This window comes from Janibacter sp. DB-40 (genome assembly GCF_029510815.1).
Taxonomy (GTDB): Bacteria; Actinomycetota; Actinomycetes; order Actinomycetales; family Dermatophilaceae; genus Janibacter.
This window is the reverse complement of sequence record NZ_CP120360.1, coordinates 2,188,485-2,205,445: the sequence shown is the minus strand read 5'-3', so window position 1 is coordinate 2,205,445 and position 16,961 is coordinate 2,188,485. Positions and strand designations below refer to the sequence as shown.

At 71.5% G+C, this 16,961-nt stretch carries 12 protein-coding genes and 1 pseudogene; 3 read left to right on the top strand and 10 right to left on the bottom strand.

Annotated elements, in window-relative coordinates:
- Window positions 1–16: 16 nt before the first annotated feature.
- The 4 genes from PVE36_RS10435 to PVE36_RS10420 form a co-directional block, all read right to left on the bottom strand.
- Complete coding sequence (locus PVE36_RS10435) at window positions 17–3,745, bottom strand: nitrate reductase subunit alpha (RefSeq protein WP_277452178.1); 3,729 nt, start codon at window positions 3,743–3,745, stop codon at window positions 17–19.
- The gene (locus PVE36_RS10430; RefSeq protein ID WP_277452177.1) at window positions 3,742–4,509 is read right to left on the bottom strand and encodes a helix-turn-helix domain-containing protein; all 768 of its coding nucleotides are present in this window, start codon (window positions 4,507–4,509) and stop codon (window positions 3,742–3,744) included. The genes PVE36_RS10435 and PVE36_RS10430 overlap by 4 nt, the downstream gene beginning before the upstream one ends.
- Before the next feature lie 207 nt (window positions 4,510–4,716).
- Window positions 4,717–5,667, bottom strand: a complete 951-nt coding sequence (locus PVE36_RS10425) for an acyl-CoA thioesterase II (RefSeq protein ID WP_277452176.1) — start codon at window positions 5,665–5,667, stop codon at window positions 4,717–4,719.
- 107 nt (window positions 5,668–5,774) lie between these two features.
- Window positions 5,775–7,895, bottom strand: a complete 2,121-nt coding sequence (locus tag PVE36_RS10420; protein ID WP_277452175.1) for a RecQ family ATP-dependent DNA helicase — start codon at window positions 7,893–7,895, stop codon at window positions 5,775–5,777.
- Window positions 7,896–7,981: 86 nt separating this feature from the next.
- Here PVE36_RS10420 and PVE36_RS10415 point away from each other — a divergent pair, with 86 nt between their 5' ends.
- From PVE36_RS10415 to PVE36_RS10405, 3 genes are read left to right on the top strand one after another with little or no spacing between them, the layout of a single operon-like run.
- Entirely contained in the window at window positions 7,982–8,449 is a 468-nt protein-coding gene (locus PVE36_RS10415) for a thioesterase family protein (protein ID WP_277452174.1), read from the top strand.
- Window positions 8,446–9,072, top strand: a complete 627-nt coding sequence (locus PVE36_RS10410; RefSeq protein ID WP_277452173.1) for a hypothetical protein — start codon at window positions 8,446–8,448, stop codon at window positions 9,070–9,072. The genes PVE36_RS10415 and PVE36_RS10410 overlap by 4 nt, the downstream gene beginning before the upstream one ends.
- A 20-nt stretch (window positions 9,073–9,092) precedes the next feature.
- Complete coding sequence (locus tag PVE36_RS10405) at window positions 9,093–9,884, top strand: inositol monophosphatase family protein (RefSeq protein ID WP_277452172.1); 792 nt, start codon at window positions 9,093–9,095, stop codon at window positions 9,882–9,884.
- A gap of 3 nt (window positions 9,885–9,887) precedes the next feature.
- Here PVE36_RS10405 and PVE36_RS10400 read toward each other — a convergent pair whose 3' ends face one another.
- The 6 genes and pseudogenes from PVE36_RS10400 to pepN all read right to left on the bottom strand — a co-directional run bounded on the left by PVE36_RS10400 (window position 9,888) and on the right by pepN (window position 16,874).
- Entirely contained in the window at window positions 9,888–10,691 is an 804-nt protein-coding gene (locus PVE36_RS10400) for a glycerophosphodiester phosphodiesterase (protein WP_277452171.1), read from the bottom strand.
- Window positions 10,688–11,251, bottom strand: coding sequence for a dienelactone hydrolase family protein (locus PVE36_RS10395; protein WP_277452169.1), 564 nt, complete (start codon window positions 11,249–11,251; stop codon window positions 10,688–10,690). The genes PVE36_RS10400 and PVE36_RS10395 overlap by 4 nt, the downstream gene beginning before the upstream one ends.
- A gap of 16 nt (window positions 11,252–11,267) precedes the next feature.
- Window positions 11,268–12,971 (bottom strand): glycoside hydrolase family 13 protein, encoded by a 1,704-nt coding sequence (locus PVE36_RS10390; RefSeq protein WP_277452168.1) that lies wholly within the window; start codon window positions 12,969–12,971, stop codon window positions 11,268–11,270.
- On the bottom strand, window positions 12,968–13,372 hold the full coding sequence (locus tag PVE36_RS10385; protein WP_277452166.1) for a globin: 405 nt from the start codon (window positions 13,370–13,372) through the stop codon (window positions 12,968–12,970). Before PVE36_RS10385 ends, PVE36_RS10390 begins: the two co-directional genes overlap by 4 nt.
- A gap of 13 nt (window positions 13,373–13,385) precedes the next feature.
- Window positions 13,386–14,327, bottom strand: a complete 942-nt coding sequence (locus PVE36_RS10380) for a mechanosensitive ion channel family protein (protein WP_277455817.1) — start codon at window positions 14,325–14,327, stop codon at window positions 13,386–13,388.
- Window positions 14,327–16,874: pseudogene (pepN, locus tag PVE36_RS10375) on the bottom strand (aminopeptidase N). Before pepN ends, PVE36_RS10380 begins: the two are co-directional and overlap by 1 nt.
- Window positions 16,875–16,961 lie beyond the last annotated feature (87 nt).

Here is a 16,961-nt window from a genome sequence, read left to right as displayed (position 1 = left end):
CTTCCTTCGCCCGGACTCAGTACTCGACCGGAGCGGTTCGCTTGCGGATCATCGTGACCTCGTCGCGGTTGTTGCCCGTCGGACCGATGTAGTTGAAGAAGTAGGACAGCTGGGCGTACCCGCCGATGATGTGGCTCGGCTTGACGAGGATGCGCGTCAGGCTGTTGTGGATGCCGCCTCGCTTCTGGTCGGTCTCGGTCAGCGGGACGTCGATGAGCCGGTCCTGGGCGTGGTGCATGAAGACCGTGCCCTCGGGCATCCGGTGGCTGACGATGGCGCGCGCGGCGACGACGCCGTTGCGGTTGACCGCCTCGATCCAGTCGTTGTCCCTGATCCCGATCTTGGCCGCGTCCTGGTCGGACATCCACACCGCCTGACCACCGCGGCTGAGGCTGAGCATGAAGAGATTGTCCTGGTACTCGCTGTGGATGGACCACTTGTTGTGCGGCGTCAGGTAGCGCACCGCGACCGAGACCGCCTCACCCTCGGCCTGGTGGGTGTCGCCGATGGGGCGTTCGCCGAAGAGGCGGGTCATGTTCAGCGGGGGACGGTAGGTCGGCAGGCCCTCGCCCATGGCGAGCATCCAGTCGTGGTCGACGTAGAACTGCTGGCGCCCCGTGAGGGTGTGGAAGGGCTTGAGCCGCTCGATGTTCTGCGTGAAGGGGGCGTAGCGCCGGCCGCCCGACTCGCTGCCGGACCACTCCGGCGAGGTGATCACCGGCGCCGGTGCCGCCTGGGTGTCGGCGAAGGTGATGTGGCTGCCCTCGTGCTCGGCGGACAGGTCGTGCATGTGCTGACCGGTGCGCTTCTCGAGGTCCTTGAACCCCTCGGTCGCCAGCCGTCCGTTGGTCGTGCCCGACAGACGCAGGATCGCCTCGGCGACGTTGATGTCGGTGTCCAGCTTCGGCCGGCCGGCAGTGGGGCCGCCCCGGACCGTGCCGTTGAGGTGGCCCAGCTCGTCGATCTCGCGGGTCGGGTCGTACTTCACCCCCTTGGTCACCATGCCCACGTTCTCGAGCAGCGGCCCGATGGCGGTCATCTTGGCGTGGACGGCGGTGTAGTCGCGCTCGACGGCGGCGATGGTCGGCATCGTCTTGCCCGGGACGGGTTCGCAGTCGCCGTGCTTCCAGTCGAGGACACGCCCGTGGACGGCTGACATGGCCTCCGGGGTGTCGTGCCACAACGGCTTGGCCACGACGTCCGTGCGGGTCCCGAGGTGGTCGACGGCCATCTCGGAGAAGCGCTTGGCGATCTCCTTCCACGCCTCCCAGTCGGTCTTCGACTGCCACGGCGGCGCGATCGCGGGGTTGAAGGAGTTGACGTAGGGGTGCATGTCCGTGGTGTTGAGGTCGTGCTTCTCGTACCACGTGGCGGCGGGCAGGACGACGTCCGAGAGCAGCGTCGAGCTGGTCATGCGGAAGTCGATCGTCATGAGCATGTCGAGCTTGCCCTCGTGAAGCTCCTCCGGCCAGACGATCTCCTGCGGGCGCAGGTCCTCGGGGGCCTGTCTCGCCTTGACCGCGTTGCTCGTCCCGAGCAGGTGCTTGAGGAAGTACTCATTGCCCTTGGCCGAGGACCCGAAGAGGTTGGAGCGCCACAGCGAGAGCACGCGCGGGAAGTTGTCCGGGTTCTCCGGGTCCTCGATCGCGAACTGCAGGCTCCCCTCCTTGAGGGAGGAGGCGACGTAGTCACCCACGGGTACGCCGGCTGCAGCCGCCTCGTCGGCCACGGCAAGGCTGCTGCGGTCGAACTGCGGGTAGGACGGGGCCCAGCCCAGGCGCGCCGACTGCGCGAGCAGGTCCATCGTCGTGCGCCCGTCGAAGGCACCCGTGCTGCCGTTGATCTCCTCGGCGGAGAAGGTGTCATAGCGGTACTGGCTGGTGTTGACGTACCAGTACGCGGTCTGGTTCATGTGCCGCGGCGGACGGACCCAGTCGAGCGCGAAGGCCATCTGCTGGAACCCCATGAGCGGGCGGACCTTCTCCTGGCCGACGTAGTGCGCCCACCCGCCACCGTTGCGGCCCTGGCAGCCGGTGATCGTCGAGAGGACGAGCATGGTCCGGTACGCCTGGTCGGCGTGGTACCAGTGGTTGACACCGGCGCCCATGATGATCATGCCGCGCCCGTTGGTGTCGATGGCGCTCTGTGCCCACTCCCGGGCCAGGCGCACGATCTGCTCGGAGGGGACCCCGGTGAGCTCGGCGCCCCACGCGGGGGTCGCCGGCACGCTCGGGTCGGTGTAGTCGCCGGGCCAGCTCCCGGGCAGGCCGTCCCGGCCGACGCCGTAGTGGGCGAGCATGAGGTCGAGGACCGTCGTGACCAGGTGGTCTCCGATGCGCCGAACGGGCACCCCACGTCGCTCCTTCACCGCGGTGCCGTCGAGGTTGTCGAAGCGCGGCAGCTCCACCGCGACGGCCTCGTCGGAGCCGTAGAGGCTCAGCCGGGGACGGATGTCCCCGAGGTCGAGGTTCCACTGGCCGACACCCTCCTCCCCGAAGCGGTGGCCGATCGAGCCGCGGGGGATCGCGATCTCGTCGGTCGCCTCGTCCAGGACGGCCGGCTTCCACATCGCGTTCTCGCTCGTGGCCTCGGGGTGGTCGAGGTCGCCGGCCACGAGGAACTTGCCGGGGGCGTATGCGCCGTCACCGGTGTCCTCGAGGCTGATGAGGCACGGCAGGTCGGTGAAGGTCTGGTTGTACTCGGTGAAGAAGTCGACCTGCCGGTCGACGAAGTACTCCTTGAGGATGACGTGCGCCAGGGCCATCGCCAGGGCGCCGTCGGTGCCGGGGGCTGCGGCGACCCACTCGTCGGCGAACTTGACGTTCTCGGCGTAGTCGGGGGAGACGGCGATGACCTTCTGCCCGCGGTAGCGGGCCTCGGTCATCCAGTGGGCGTCGGGCGTGCGGGTCAGCGGGACGTTGGATCCCCACATGATCAGGTACGCCGCGTCCCACCAGTCACCGGACTCGGGCACGTCGGTCTGGTCGCCGAACATCTGCGGCGAGGCATTGGGCAGATCGGCGTACCAGTCGTAGAAGGAGAGCATCGGGGCGCCGATGAGCTCGTGGAAGCGGGCGCCGGACGCATAGCTGACCTGCGACATGGCGGGGATCGGGGAGAAGCCCGCGATGCGGTCCGGTCCCCATCGCTTGATCGTGTAGACCTTCGCGGCGGCGACCATCTCGACCGCCTCTGCCCACGATGCGCGCACGAGGCCGCCCTTGCCGCGGGCGGCCTTGTAGGTGCGGGCCTGCTCCTCGTCCTGGACGATCGAACCCCAGGCGACGACCGGGTCACCGTAGGTGGCCTTGGCCTTTCGGTACATGTCGAGCAGCACCCCACGCACGTACGGGTAGCGCACCCGGGTGGGGGAGTACGTGTACCAGGAGAACGCCGCGCCACGCGGGCAGCCCCGCGGCTCGTACTCCGGCCGGTCGGCGCCGGTGCTCGGGTAGTCGGTCTGCTGCGCCTCCCAGGTGATGATCCCGTCCTTGACGTAGACCTTCCACGAGCAGGATCCCGTGCAGTTGACGCCGTGGGTGCTGCGCACGACCTTGTCGTGGCTCCACCGGTCGCGGTAGAAGACATCACCCTCTCGGCCACCCTCGACGAACATCGACCGCTGGTCCTCGGAGATGCCCGCCTTGGTGAAGAAGCGCCGGGTGCCGACGAGAGCGGACGAGAGCGAGCCGTCCAGGCCGGCGGAGCGGGGGAGCTCCGAGGCCGGGCGTGGGGTGGTGGTCATGAGTTGCCTCCTCTGGGGGCGAAGTCCGCCCGGGTCGTGACGTGGGCCAGGCAGTGGGTCGGGCCGACGAAGGGCTCGAGCGTGATCTCGGTGTCGTGCTCGCCGAGGACCTCGAGGCTGCCGCGGATCAGCCCGCGGTGGATCCCGCAGGCGACCTCGGGGTGCGCCTTGGCGAGGTCGATGAAGGGACAGCCCAGGAGGTCGATCCGGGCGGTCCGGCCGGTGTCCTCGGTCCGGACGCTGGGGGTGTACCCCCACACCCGCAGGGTGTCGACGAGCCGCCCGACGGTGCTGAGCCACTCACCGGCGGTGTGGGCCGGGGCAGGGTCCCCGGGGCGGGGGACGTGCTCCCGGGCCCAGGAGATGCCGACCTGCTCGGGGTCCAGGGGGCGCCCGTCGGCGTCGGTGGCGCCGAATGTCTCGGTCAGAAGGGTCGCCAGCAGGCGGTAGGCCTCCAACGGTCGGTCGAGCGAGCCGGGGGCGAGCACGTACTTCTTCGTCGGTCGACCGGCGCCCGCCGTGCGGACCGAGCGGCTCGTGAGCAGTCCACCCTCGACGAGCTGGGCCAGGTGGAAGCGCACGGTCGTGACGTGCAGCCCGACGAGGTCGCCCAGCTCGCGGGCGCTGAGACCCTCGGTCCGCTGCGGTCCGGGAAGGTTGGCCAGGGTGTCGACGATGTCCCGACGCACGGCCGACCGCAGCAGGCCCGGGCCGGTGTCACCGGAGCCGGTGCTCCCTCGCGTGGACTCCTCGGAGACGATCACGGGCGTCACTCTGCCAGATAAAGAGCAATTAACCCACCGGGGGCCGACTCACCCGCGCGGCGGTGATATACGCAACATCTGTGTGGTGTAATCCCTTGATCTCATGGGGATCTCGAGATGTGTGGACCCTGCTGACGCTCCGTGGGCCTGGACGCAGCGGGGAGCCGGCACCGGGTCGGCGGCGCGAATAAAAAGGAATAGGGCGGATCAGCCGCCCTTGACCCGGACCATGCCCTCCTGGGCGATGGTCGTCGTGAGCACCCCGTCGCGGGTGAAGACCTTCCCGACGCCCAGCCCACGCCCACCCTGGGCGGAGGGAGAGTCCTGCGAGTAGAGCAGCCACTGCGAGGGATCGACGATCCGGTGGAACCACATCGAGTGGTCGAGGCTGGCCACCCGCAGGCTCGGGTCCATCCACGACCGGCCGTGGCGGCGCAGGACCGACTCCAGCAGGGTGTAGTCGGACATGTAGGCCAGCACCGAGGCCTGTCGGTACGGGTCGGGCCCGACCTCGCCGAGGAGGCGGAACCAGACGTCCTGCCGGGCCGCGTGGGCGCTGTCGACCTGCAGCGTGATGTCACCCTCGACGTAGCGGTGGTCGACGGGCCGCCCCACGAGGTGAAGGGCGCGCGGGTGGTCGATGGTCGCGAACTTCTCGGCCACCGGGGCCAGGTCCTCGGGCGCGGGCACCTCGGGCATCTCGTCGTGGTGGTCCAGGCCGCCGGCCGGGTCCTGGTACGAGACGGTCAGCGAGAGGATCGTGCGGTCGTGCTGGAGTGCGTGCACCCGCCGGGCGGAGAAGGAGCGTCCGTCCCGCATGCGCTCGACCGAGAAGCGGATCGGCAGGGTGTCGTCGCCCGGGCGGAGGAAGTAGGCGTGCAGCGAGTGCGGCAACCGTCCCGGGTGCTCGTCGCGGATGGTCAGGTTGGCCGCCGTGAGGGACTGCGCGAGCACCTGTCCGCCGTAGACGCGGTTGTGGGGCTGCTTGAGGCTGTCGCCCTCGTAGACGTCGATGTGGGGGGTGCCCACACCGACGGAGACGTCGTCGACGCCCGTGACCGTGATCCTCCCCGTCCCGAGCTCGCGCAGCTCGAGGATCGACAGCAGGTCGGCCAAGGAGCGCGCCTGGCGCTCGGCAGGGGTGAGGTCGTCGGTCACGAGCCGTCTCCATTCATCGGGTCAGGATCGAAGGTTATGCGATGCCTCGGTCCCCGCCCCGTCGATGTCGAGGGTTGGTCCCGGCCCGACGGGCCCGGAGCTCGAGGTCAGCCGTCGATCCCGAGGACGAGGGGCAGGACCTCGGCAGCGCCGGCACGTCGCAGCGCCCGGGCGGCGACGGTCAACGTCCAGCGGGAGTGCACGACGTCGTCGACGAGCAGGACCGGACCCGGCAGACCGGGAAGCGCTGCGGCCAGCTCCGGCCCGACCTCCAGCCGCTCCCACACGCCCGCGAGCCGGTAGGCGGAGTTGCCGCCGGGGCCCCCGACCGGACCACCGTCGACGAGGTCGAGGGACCCGAGGACGGGCAGGCGCCCGATCTGCCCGAGCTCCGTCGCGAGGGAGGTGACGAGCGTCGGACGGCTGCGCGAGGGAATGGTCACGATGCCGGCGGGGCGGGTGCGCCAACCCCACTCGGCGAGCACCCGGACGACCGCACGCACGGTCGACTCCGGGACGGGCTGGTCGTCCGCGAGCAGCTCGCGCACCCGGGGACCCCACCCCAGGTCGGTGACACGGGCCAGGGCCCGGCCGGGGGACATCCCCTCCTCCGGGGAGATCTTGCCCTTGACCGGCACCCCGAGCCGGTCCATGCCCGTGGGCCACTGCGCCCGCGGGTCGAGGTCGACGCCCGCCCGATCCAGGGTCGAGCGGGCCGACCCCAGGGCGTCGTCGGCGACGTCGGCGTCGATCCATGGCCCCGCGCAGCGGTCGCACCGGCCGCAGTCCGTCGCGCTCGGGTCGTCGAGAGTGCGCTGGAGGAAAGCCATCCGGCAGCCGTCGGTGGCGATGTAGTCGAGCATGTGCTGCTGCTCGGCCTCTCGGGCGGCGGCGACCCGCTCGTACCGCTGCGCGTCGTAGACCCATGGCTGCCCGGTGCTGGTCCAGCCACCGCTGACCCGCTGGACGGCGCCGTCGACGTCGAGGACCTTCAGCAACAGCTCCAGACGGGTGCGGCGGATGTCGACGATGGTCTCCAGGGAGGCCGTCGACAACGGCTTCCCGGCCTCGGCCAGCGCGGTGAGCACCGCCGACGCCTGGTCCTCCTGCGGCATGGACGAGGAGGCGAAGTGCTTCCAGATCGAGACGTCGTCGTGCCCGGGCAGCAGCACGACGTCGGCGCGCTCGGTGGCACGACCGGCACGACCGACCTGCTGGTAGTAGGCGACCGGCGAGGAGGGGGCGCCGAGGTGCACGACGAAGCCGAGGTCCGGCTTGTCGAAACCCATCCCCAGGGCGCTGGTCGCGACGAGGGCCTTGACCTCGTTGTGGCGCAGCGCCTCCTCCATCCGCGCCCGCTCCTCGGCGTCGGAACGACCGGTGTACGCGGCGACGGTGTGCCCGGCGGCCGTGAGTGCCGCAGCGACGTCCTCGGCGGCACTGACGGTCAGGGTGTAGACGATGCCGCTGCCCTCGAGTCGGCCCAGGTGGGTGGCCAGCCACGCCAGGTGGCGATCCATCCCGGCACGGGGCAGGACCGCCAGCCGCAGGCTGTCGCGGGCGAGCTGGCCGCGGATGGTCAGTACCTCGCTCGTGGCCCCGGCGGCCAGCTGCTCGGCCACGTCCCGCACGACCCGCTCGTTGGCGGTCGCCGTCGTCGCGAGGACCGGGGTGCCCTCGGGGAGCTCTCCGAGCAGGTCCTTGATCCGGCGGTAGTCGGGGCGGAAGTCGTGGCCCCAGTCGCTGACGCAGTGCGCCTCGTCGACGACGAGCAGGCCGCAACGGCGGGTGAGGTCCGGCAGCTGCTCGGCCCGGAAGCGGGGGTTGTTCAGCCGCTCGGGGCTGACGAGGAGGACGTCGACCTCGTCGGCCGCCAGCCGCGCTCGCACCTCGTCCCACTGCTGCGCATTGGCCGAGTTCATCGAGACGGCACGCACCCCGGCCCGCTCGGCGGCAGCGATCTGGTCACGCATCAGCGCCAGCAGGGGGGAGACGATGAGGGCCGGACCGGCCCCCTTCGCCCGCTGCAGCCGGGAGGCGACGAAGTAGACCGCCGACTTGCCCCACCCGGTGCGCTGCACGACGAGCACACGGGAGCCGCCGCCGACGAGCGCCTCGATCGCCTCGAACTGCCCGTCACGGAAGGTGACGTCGTCACGGCCCACGAGCCGCCGCAGGACGTCGGTCGCATCGTCGAGGAGCGTGGTGGCCGCGGGGGAGGAGGTCATGCGACCACGGTAGGCGAGGCCGGTGACGGCGCCGGTCCCGCCGGAGGCGGTGGGGACGACCGTTACTGCGGTGCGAGGATGTGGACATGAGCGAGAACCCCCCGTCCTCCCCGCGGTTCCGGGCCGAGATCGGCCTGCGCTGGGGGGACATGGACGCCTTCGGGCACGTGAACAACGTCCAGTACCACCGCCTCCTCGAGGAGGCCCGCATCCGTGCCTTCGGCCACTGGTTCCACGCCAGCGGCAGCGAGCGGATGCTGCGATCGGGCGTGCTGCTCGCGCGGCAGGAGATCGAGTTCCTCGGCCAGCTGGCGTACCGGCCCGAGCCGGTCAGCATCGAGATGTGGGTCACCCGCATCGGCGGCGCGAGCTGGGAGATGGCCTACGACATCGGTGACCCGGACCCCGACAGCACGACGGTCTACGCCCGGGCCGAGAGCACCCTCGTCGCCTTCGACATGGCGGCGCAGCGACCGCGGAGGCTCGACGCGGACGAGCGCGCCGCCCTGACCGCCTACCTCGGCGAGCCGGCAGAGATGAGGCGTCGCCGATGAGCCTGCGTCTGGCCGACGACGCGAGTGCGCAGGACCTCGCCACCTACCTGGCGCGCGCCCGGCGGGTCGACGACTCCGGCGACGTGCGGCTGCAGGCCGTCGGTGACGTCCTCGCCGCGTGGACCTGCGTCCTGCCGGGACGGGGCCTGGGCAGTGCCGGCCTCGTGCTCGGCCTGCGGACCTTCGCCCTCGCCGAGCCGGTGCGCCGCGACGTCACCGTCCCGCTGGGCGCGGTGACCGACCGCCTGGCGCGCAGCGGGCGCGAGATCCCCGACCCCCCGATGACGACGCAGCCGTCGTGGGGGGCGATGAGCCCGCCCCGCTCCGGCTGGGAGCCCGTCGGCACGCTCCCCGACACCCTGCTGCGCGAGGTGGCCCTCGCCGGCATCGAGGAGGTCGCGCAGGGTGCCCCGGAGGGTTCCGGGAGCGCGGCCGTGTCGGACCTGCGGGCACGGGTGTGGGGCCGGGCCGTCGAGGCGACTCCGCCGGTGCCGGCCGGCACCGCCTTCGGGTTGCACGTGCTGGGCTTCCTGCGCCCGGACGAGCAGTCCGTGGCGAGTGTCCACGCGATCGGCCCGTGGACGCGCGTGGCCACCGATCGGGGCTTCGTCATCACCCGGTGAGTCCGTCCTAGGGTGGCCGCGTGGACACCCTGACCGCGGACATCCCCGCCGGCGTCGACGACGCGACCCTGGCCCTCGCGCTGACCCGCCGGGCCGGCGGGCTCGCGGCCCGGATGCGTGCAGAGGGGCTCGCCGGGGAGCAGAAGACCTCCGTCTCCGACGTCGTCACGGCGGCCGACCACGCCGCCGAGGCGCTCGTCGCCGGCACCCTCGCGCGGCTGCGCCCCGATGACGGCATCGTCGGTGAGGAGGGCGCGGAGGCGCAGTCGCTCTCCGGGCGCACGTGGGTCATCGACCCGGTCGACGGCACCTACAACTTCCTCTCCGGCCTCAGCACATGGTGCAGCGCGCTGGCCCTGCGGGACGCCGAGGGCACGGTGCTCGGTGCAGTCCACCAGCCCGCGGTCGACGAGTCGTGGCTCGGTGGGCGCGGGCGGCCGACCACACTGAACGGGACGTCGGTCGGTGAGCTCGTCGACCTGCCGCTGGCGCAGGTGGCGATCGCGACCTACCTCCACCCGCCCGTGCTGCCCGATGCGGATCTGCGTGAGCCCTGGCTCGCTGCGATCTCGGGTGCGGCGACGGTGCGGGTCTTCGGCTCCGGATCGTGCGACCTCGCGGCCGTTGCGGCCGGCCGGGTCGGTGCCTGGGTCCAGCAGTCGGTGCCGGAGTGGGACTGGCTGCCGGGCGCGGCCCTCGTGGAGGCAGCAGGCGGTCGGGCCGAGCAGGTCGAGGTGCGCGGGACCGTGTGGAGCGTCGCCGGTCGGCCGACGGCCGTGGCGGAGGTCATCGCCGCCATGCGCTCGGCCTGACCTTCAGCGAAGGGGGTTGCCCCGCTCCGCGAGCACGTCCCGGAGGGTGTCGATGCGGTCGGAGACGATGCCGTCCACCCCGAGGTCGAGCAGGCGGTGCATCTCGGGGGCCTCGTCGATGGTCCACACGTGGACGTGCTTGCCGAGCCGGTGGGCGGTCTCGACGAGGCGTCGCGTGACGACGGTGGGGGTGACCGGGCCGATGCGGTGGGTCACGGGGATCTGCAGGGCCTGCGCGGGGGAGCGCAGCAGGCGGGCGACGACGGAGGGCAGCAGCCGCATCGTGGCCACGTCGGTCGGGCCCGCGGACGTGGCCAGTCGGGGGCCGAGTGCCTTGCGCGCGGCGCGCAGCCGGGAGTCGCTGAAGGAGCCGATGCACACCCGGTCGATCGCGTCGTGACGACGGATCGCCTCGGCCAACGGGGCGATCGCCCCCCGTGCCTTGATGTCGATGTTGAACCGCGCCTGCGGGAAGGTCTCGAACAGCTCGTCCATGAGCGGCACGGCGTCGGTGCCGTTGATGCGGGCGGCGGACACCTCACTCCACGGCAGGTCCGCGATGGCGCCACGACCGTCGGTGACGCGGTCCAGCACGTCGTCGTGGAAGGCGACGAGGCGACCGTCCGTGGTCGCGTGGACGTCGGTCTCCAGGTACCGGTACCCCAGCGCGACGGCCTCGTGGAAGGCCGCGACGGTGTTCTCCCGACCGAGGTTGGGCTCGTAGGTCGACCCGCCGCGGTGGGCCAGGCCGATCGGCGTCGGGTCGGCGAAGTAGGGGAAGTCCTCCGCGCGAGGGACGGTGCTCACGACGCGCCGCCGTCGAGGAAGCCGACGATGCGCTCGATCGTCGCGTCCCGAGCGGCCTCGTCGAAGTCGGGGACGTGGGGATCGGTGAAGAGGTGTCCCCGCCCGGGGGTGACGTGGTCCTCGAAGGGCGCGCTGCTGGCCCGCACCGCCTCGCCGAGGGCCTCGACGTCGGGCGGGGAGATCCACGGGTCGGTCGCGTACCGGTGCACCTGCACCGGCACCCCCGACCACGGGGGGCGCGGTGCGGCCACCGAGTGCATGAGGATCGCCGCGCGTGCGCCGGGACGCTTCGCGGCCAACCGCTGGGCGAAGAAGGACCCGAGCGAGAAGCCGGCGAGGACCGTCTCCTCGGGCAGCCCGTCGGCGATGGCACGCACGTGCTCGAAGTACTCCGGGTGCGCGTCCCGGTGGGCGATCCCCTCGGCCTCGGCGTCGAAGACGTGGCCCTCGTAGAAGTCGGGGACGGTCACCTCGTGGCCGTGGCCCCGCAACCGCTCCGCGAAGTCCTCGACTCCCGGTCGCAGGCCGAGGGCCGAGTGGAGCAGGAGGATCGGTGCCATGGGACTCCTTCGTCGGTCAGCCGAGTGTGGCCCAGACCGCCGTGTCGGTGGGCAGCTGCCGGCCGTCGAGTTCGCCCGAGGCCACGAGCACCGTGGCGTCCTCGGGCAGCTCGACAGGGGTGCCGGACAGGTTGGCGAGGACGAGCGTGCGCTCGCCGTCGGGCGCGGTGACGACGTAGCCGAGCACGTCCTCACCCAGGGACTCCACCTCGGCGAGGGCTCCCCGGCCCAGCCCGCGCAGCCGGCGCAGGGCGAGCAGCGACCGGTACAGCTCCAGGGTCGACCCCTCGACCCCGGTCTGCACGTCGACGGCCAGGTCCGCGTAGCTCTGCGGCTGCGGCAACCACGCGGCCCCGGTGGTGTTGAAGCCGAGGGCCCGCGCCCCCTTCGTCCACGGCATCGGCACGCGACACCCGTCGCGACCGCGCTCGAGGCCACCGGTGCGCAGCCAGGTCGGGTCCTGGCGCACGGCGTCCGGAAGGCTCGTGTGCTCCGGCAGGCCGAGCTCCTCGCCCTGGTAGATGTAGGCGCTGCCGGGCAGCGCGAGCATGAGCGTGGTCGCTGCGCGGGCCCGGCGCAGACCGAGCTCGGCGTCGGGCTGCGGGTCGCCGGCGCCGATGCCGTTGGGACGCGCGGTGCCCTGTGGCAGTCCGAAGCGGCTCGCGTGGCGCAGCACGTCGTGGTTGCTCAGCACCCACGTGGCGGGCGCCCCGACGGCGTCGTTCTCGGCGAGGGACTGCGCGATGACCGCGCGCAGCGGCTCGGCCTGCCACGGGGTCTCCAGGAAGTCGAAGTTGAAGGCCTGGTGGTACTCGTCCGGCCGCACGTAGCGGGCCAGCCGGTCCGCGGGCGCCACCCAGGCCTCGGCGCACATGATCCGCTCGGGCAGGCCGTAGGAGTCGAGCAGCTCGCGCCACCCGCGATAGATCTCGTGGACCCCGTCCTGGTCCCAGTACGGGGCCTCGTGGGTGACCTCGAGGAGCCCTCCCGGATGCTTGTCGTAGCTGGGCAGCCCCTCCTTCTTCACCAGGCCGTGCGCGACGTCGACCCGGAAGCCGTCCACGCCCCGGTCGAGCCAGAAGCGCAGGATCCCCTCGAAGTCGGCACGCACCTCCGGGTTCTGCCAGTTCAGATCCGGCTGGCTCGGGTCGAAGAGGTGGAGGTACCACTGGCCCGGGCTCCCGTCCGGCTCGGTGATGCGGGTCCATGCGCCGCCACCGAAGTTGGACAGCCAGTCCGTCGGCGGCAGCTCACCGTCCTCGCCGAGCCCGTCGCGGAACATGTAGCGGTCGCGCTCGGGACTGCCGGGCGGAGCGGCCAGCGCCTCCCGGAACCACTCGTGCTCCCAGGAGGTGTGGTTCGGCACGAGGTCGACGATGACCCGCAGGTCGAGCTCGTGGGCCGTGGCGACGAGGGCGTCCGCGTCGGCGAGGGTGCCGAAGGCAGGGTCGACGTCCCGGTGGTCGGACACGTCGTAGCCCGCGTCGTTCTGGGGGGAGCGGTAGAAGGGGGAGAGCCACACCGCGTCGACGCCCAGGTCGCGCAGGTACGTCAGGCGGGAGGTGATGCCCGCGAGGTCGCCGACCCCGTCGCCGGCGGCGTCGGCCCACGAGCGCGGGTAGATCTGGTAGATCACGGCGTCGCGCCACCAGGGTGCGTCCGCCGCCGACGCGGGGTGGAGGTCACGGGTGGGAAGGGGGGTCGGGACCGGGGCGGTCACAGTCGGTGTCCTTCGTCGTCGGCGTTGATGAGCATGTCCGCGGCCCGGCGGAAGTAGTCACGCATGGCCGCGTCGTGTGCCTCGGGCAGGTCGAGGGTGTCCATGGCGGCGAGCATGTGCCGCATCCACCGGTCGCGCTGGTCCGGGGTCACCGCGTAGTGGACGTGCCGCATCCGCAGTCGCGGGTGACCGCGCTGCTGGCTGTAGGTCGTCGGTCCGCCGAAGTACTGCTCGAGGAACATCCGCAGGCGGTCCTCGGCCGCGCCGAGGTCCTGCTCGGGGTAGAGGGCCCGCAGCGTCTCGTCCTGGGCGACTCCCTCGTAGAAGGCGTGCACGAGACGCACGAAGGTCGCGTGCCCGCCGACCTGCTCGTAGAAGGTCTCTGCTGGTTGTGCGTCCACGGTCTCCAGCCTCTCAGATCGTGTGGTTGCCGCCGATGGGCGGGAGCGGGGGGCCGGCGATGCCCTCACGGTCGAAGGCGTCCTTGACCCGGCGCCGGATCTCCCGCTGGATCGACCAGTTCTCGTTGGGTGCGCAGGTGGCGAAGACCCGCACCGTGATCATGCCGGCGGTGATGGTCTCCACCCCGAGCACGCTCGGGGCCTCGCGCAGCACCTCGCCCCAGTGGGTGTCGTCGGTCATCTTGGAGACCTCCTCGCGGATGATCCCGATGACGTGGTCGACGTCCTCCTTGTAGGAGAAGGGCAGGTCGACCATCACCGTCGACCACCCCTGGCTGCGGTTGCCGATGCGCAGGATCTCGCCGTTGCGCACGTACCAGACGACGCCGTCGAGGTCGCGCAGCCGGGTGACCCGGAGGGAGACCTCCTCCACGGTGCCGACGGCCTCTCCGGTGTCGATGTAGTCACCGACGCCGTACTGGTCCTCGAGGATCATGAAGATGCCCGACAGGTAGTCCTTGACCAGGGCCTGGGCGCCGAAACCGAGGGCCACGCCACCGACACCCGCGGAGGCGAGCAGCGGCGCGAGCGGGATCGCCATGAGCGCCAGCACCGTGAGCGCCGTGATCGTGGCGATGACGATGGTGGCGATGCTGCGCAGGAGCGAGCCCGTCGTCAGGGCCCGTTGCCGGGAACGCTCGCGCACGGTGGTCGCCGACATCCCCCGGGCGCGCTTGTGGTCCCGCTTGGCCTGGGCGGCCTCGCTGCGGGCGATCGAGGCGTTGATGGCCGAGGTGATCGCCCGGTGCACCAGGCGCCGGGCCACGTAGGCGACGACGAGGGTGAGGACGATCCGCAGCGGGGCGCCGAGCATCCAGTCGAGGGCACCACCCCACGTGAGCTCCCGCACGGGGTCGTTCTCGGGCACGTCGACGAACGGGAGGTCGACCAGCATCACCGGCCGTCACGCTCCTGGGCGCGCACGGCGCGGACGACGGCATCGCGGCTCTCGGCGACGAGCCGCCGCAGGCCGTCGGGGGCCTGCGGGTGCTCGTCCAACCAGGCCTGCGTCGTCGCGAGCAGCTGCGGGCCGGCCAGGGCCATCGGGTAGAACCCGAGGACGATGCCCTCGGCGATGGCGTGCGTCCGCGTCGACCACACGTCCTCGAGGACGTCGTGGTACCGCTCGACGAAGGGGTCAGCAGCGCCGGGTCGACGACCCGGCCGAAGCCGAGCCCGTGGGCGTCGACGACGGAGTTCGGGGTGTCGGTCGCGACCACGCCGGCCTGCCACGCGGCCTCCTTGGCCTGCACCGTCGGGATGCTCCCGGCGGCGCGGGCGGCGCGCTCGCGACCGGTCGCGGTGTTGTCCCCTTCGCCTCCTGCGCGATGGCGTCGGCGTCGGCCTCGCCCGCGGCGGCGAGGCCGGTGAGCAGGGTCCACCGCATGTCGGTGTCGACGGCCAGGCCCTCGAGGGTGGCGCTGCCGTCGAGCAGGCCGGAGACGAGGCCGGTGTCGGCGCCGGGCGAGAGCATGTTGGCGTGGGCGGTGACGAGCTGCAGCTGGGCGTCGCTGCCGGGCGCAGCCGTCTCCGCGAGCGAGCGAAGGGAGGTGACGACCGCCTCGCGCAGGGCCTCCCGGTGCTCGGGGGCGCTGTAGGTGGCCACGCACGTCGACACCTGGGCCAGCAGCGTGCGCAGCAGCGTCGAGTCATCCAGCCCGTCGAGGACCGGCATGACCAGGTCGACGTACTCCCGGGCGCCCATCTCGGCGTCACGGGTCATGTCCCAGGCCGACGCGAGCGCCAGGGACATGGGCAGCGACTCGCCGAAGGCGGTGGGGTGGGAGAGCAGTGTGGCGAGGGAACGCTCGTCGAGACGCAGCTTCGCGTACGTCAGGTCGTCGTCGTTGATTAGCAGCAGGTCCGGCTGGAGCTGCCCGACGAGATCCGGCAGGGGCGTGTGCTCGCCGTCGACGTCGACCTCGATGCGCTCGCGGCGCACGAGCGCACCGTCGACGAGGTCGTACATGCCGACCGCGAGGCGGTGCGGCCGCAGCGTCGGGAACCCCTCGGCGTGGGTCTGCTCGATGACGGCGTCGACGTAGCGGCCACGCTCGTCGACCTCGACGAGCGGGCGCAGGGTGTTGACCCCGGCCGTCTCCAGCCACAGCTGCGACCAGGACCGCAGGTCCCGCCCGGAGGTGGCCTCCAGCTCGACGAGCAGGTCGTCCAGGGTGGTGTTGCCCCACGCGTGCTTGTCGAAGTAGGCCCGGATGCCGTCGCGGAAGGCCTCGCGGCCCACGTAGGCGACGAGCTGCTTGAGGACCGAGGCGCCCTTGGCGTAGGTGATGCCGTCGAAGTTGACCTCCACGTCCTCGAGGTCACGGATCGGCGCGACGATGGGGTGCGTCGAGGACAGCTGGTCCTGGCGGTAGGCCCAGGCCTTCTCGTGGGTGCAGAAGGTCGTCCACGCATCGGTCCACTCCGTGGCCTCGGCCTGGCAGGTGGTCGAGGCCCACTCGGCGAAGGACTCGTTGAGCCACAGGTCGTTCCACCACTTCATCGTCACGAGGTTGCCGAACCACATGTGGGCCAGCTCGTGCAGGACCGTGAGGGCGCGGCGCTCGACGAGCGCGTCGGGGACCTTGGACCGGAAGACGTACATCTCGTGGAAGGTCACGCAGCCGGCGTTCTCCATCGCGCCCATGTTGTACTCCGGCGTGAAGACCTGGTCGTACTTCGTGAACGGGTAGCCCTGCCGGAACTCCTCCTCGTAGAAGGCGAAACCGGCCTTGGTCAGCGCGAAGAGGTTGTCCGCGTCGAGGTACTGCGTCAGCGAGCGACGGCAGAAGATGCCCAACGGCACCTCCTTGCCGCCGGACACCAACGAGTCACGCACGACGTCGTAGGGGCCGGCGACGAGCGCGGTGATGTAGCTGCTCATGCGCTCGGTCGGGGCGAAGGCCCACGTGGCCACGCCCTCCCGACCGGGGGCGGGCGTCGGCTCCGGGGTGGGCGAGTTGCCGATGACCTGCCAGTGCGCGGGAGCCGTCACGGTGAGCGCGAAGCTCGCCTTGAGGTCGGGCTGCTCGAAGACCGGGTACATGCGGCGGCTGTCCGGGACCTCGAACTGCGTGTAGAGGTAGACCTCGCCGTCGACGGGGTCGACGAAGCGGTGCAGTCCCTCACCGGTGTTCATGTACCGGCCGGTCGCCCGGATCGTCACCGTGTTGGCCTCGGCGAGGTCGTCGAGACGCACCCGGTGGTCGGCGAAGACGTCCGCCGGGTCCAGCGAGGCGCCGTTGAGCACGACCTCGTCCACGGACTCGCCGATGAAGTCGACGAAGGTGCTGCTGCCTCCCTTCGCCGTGAAGCGGATGGTGCTGGTCGTCGCGAACGTCGTCTCCGAGGTCGTCAGGTCGAGCGTGATCGCGTGGTCGTCCACCTCGACGAGGGCCGCACGTTCCGCGGCCTCCTCACGGGTGAGGTTCTTCCCGGGCACAGGGTCTCCTTCGCATCGGGCACGTTTTTCCCATGCTTTCACGCACCCGGCCCGACGACCGATCTGCCCCGAGGGTCTGCGACGATG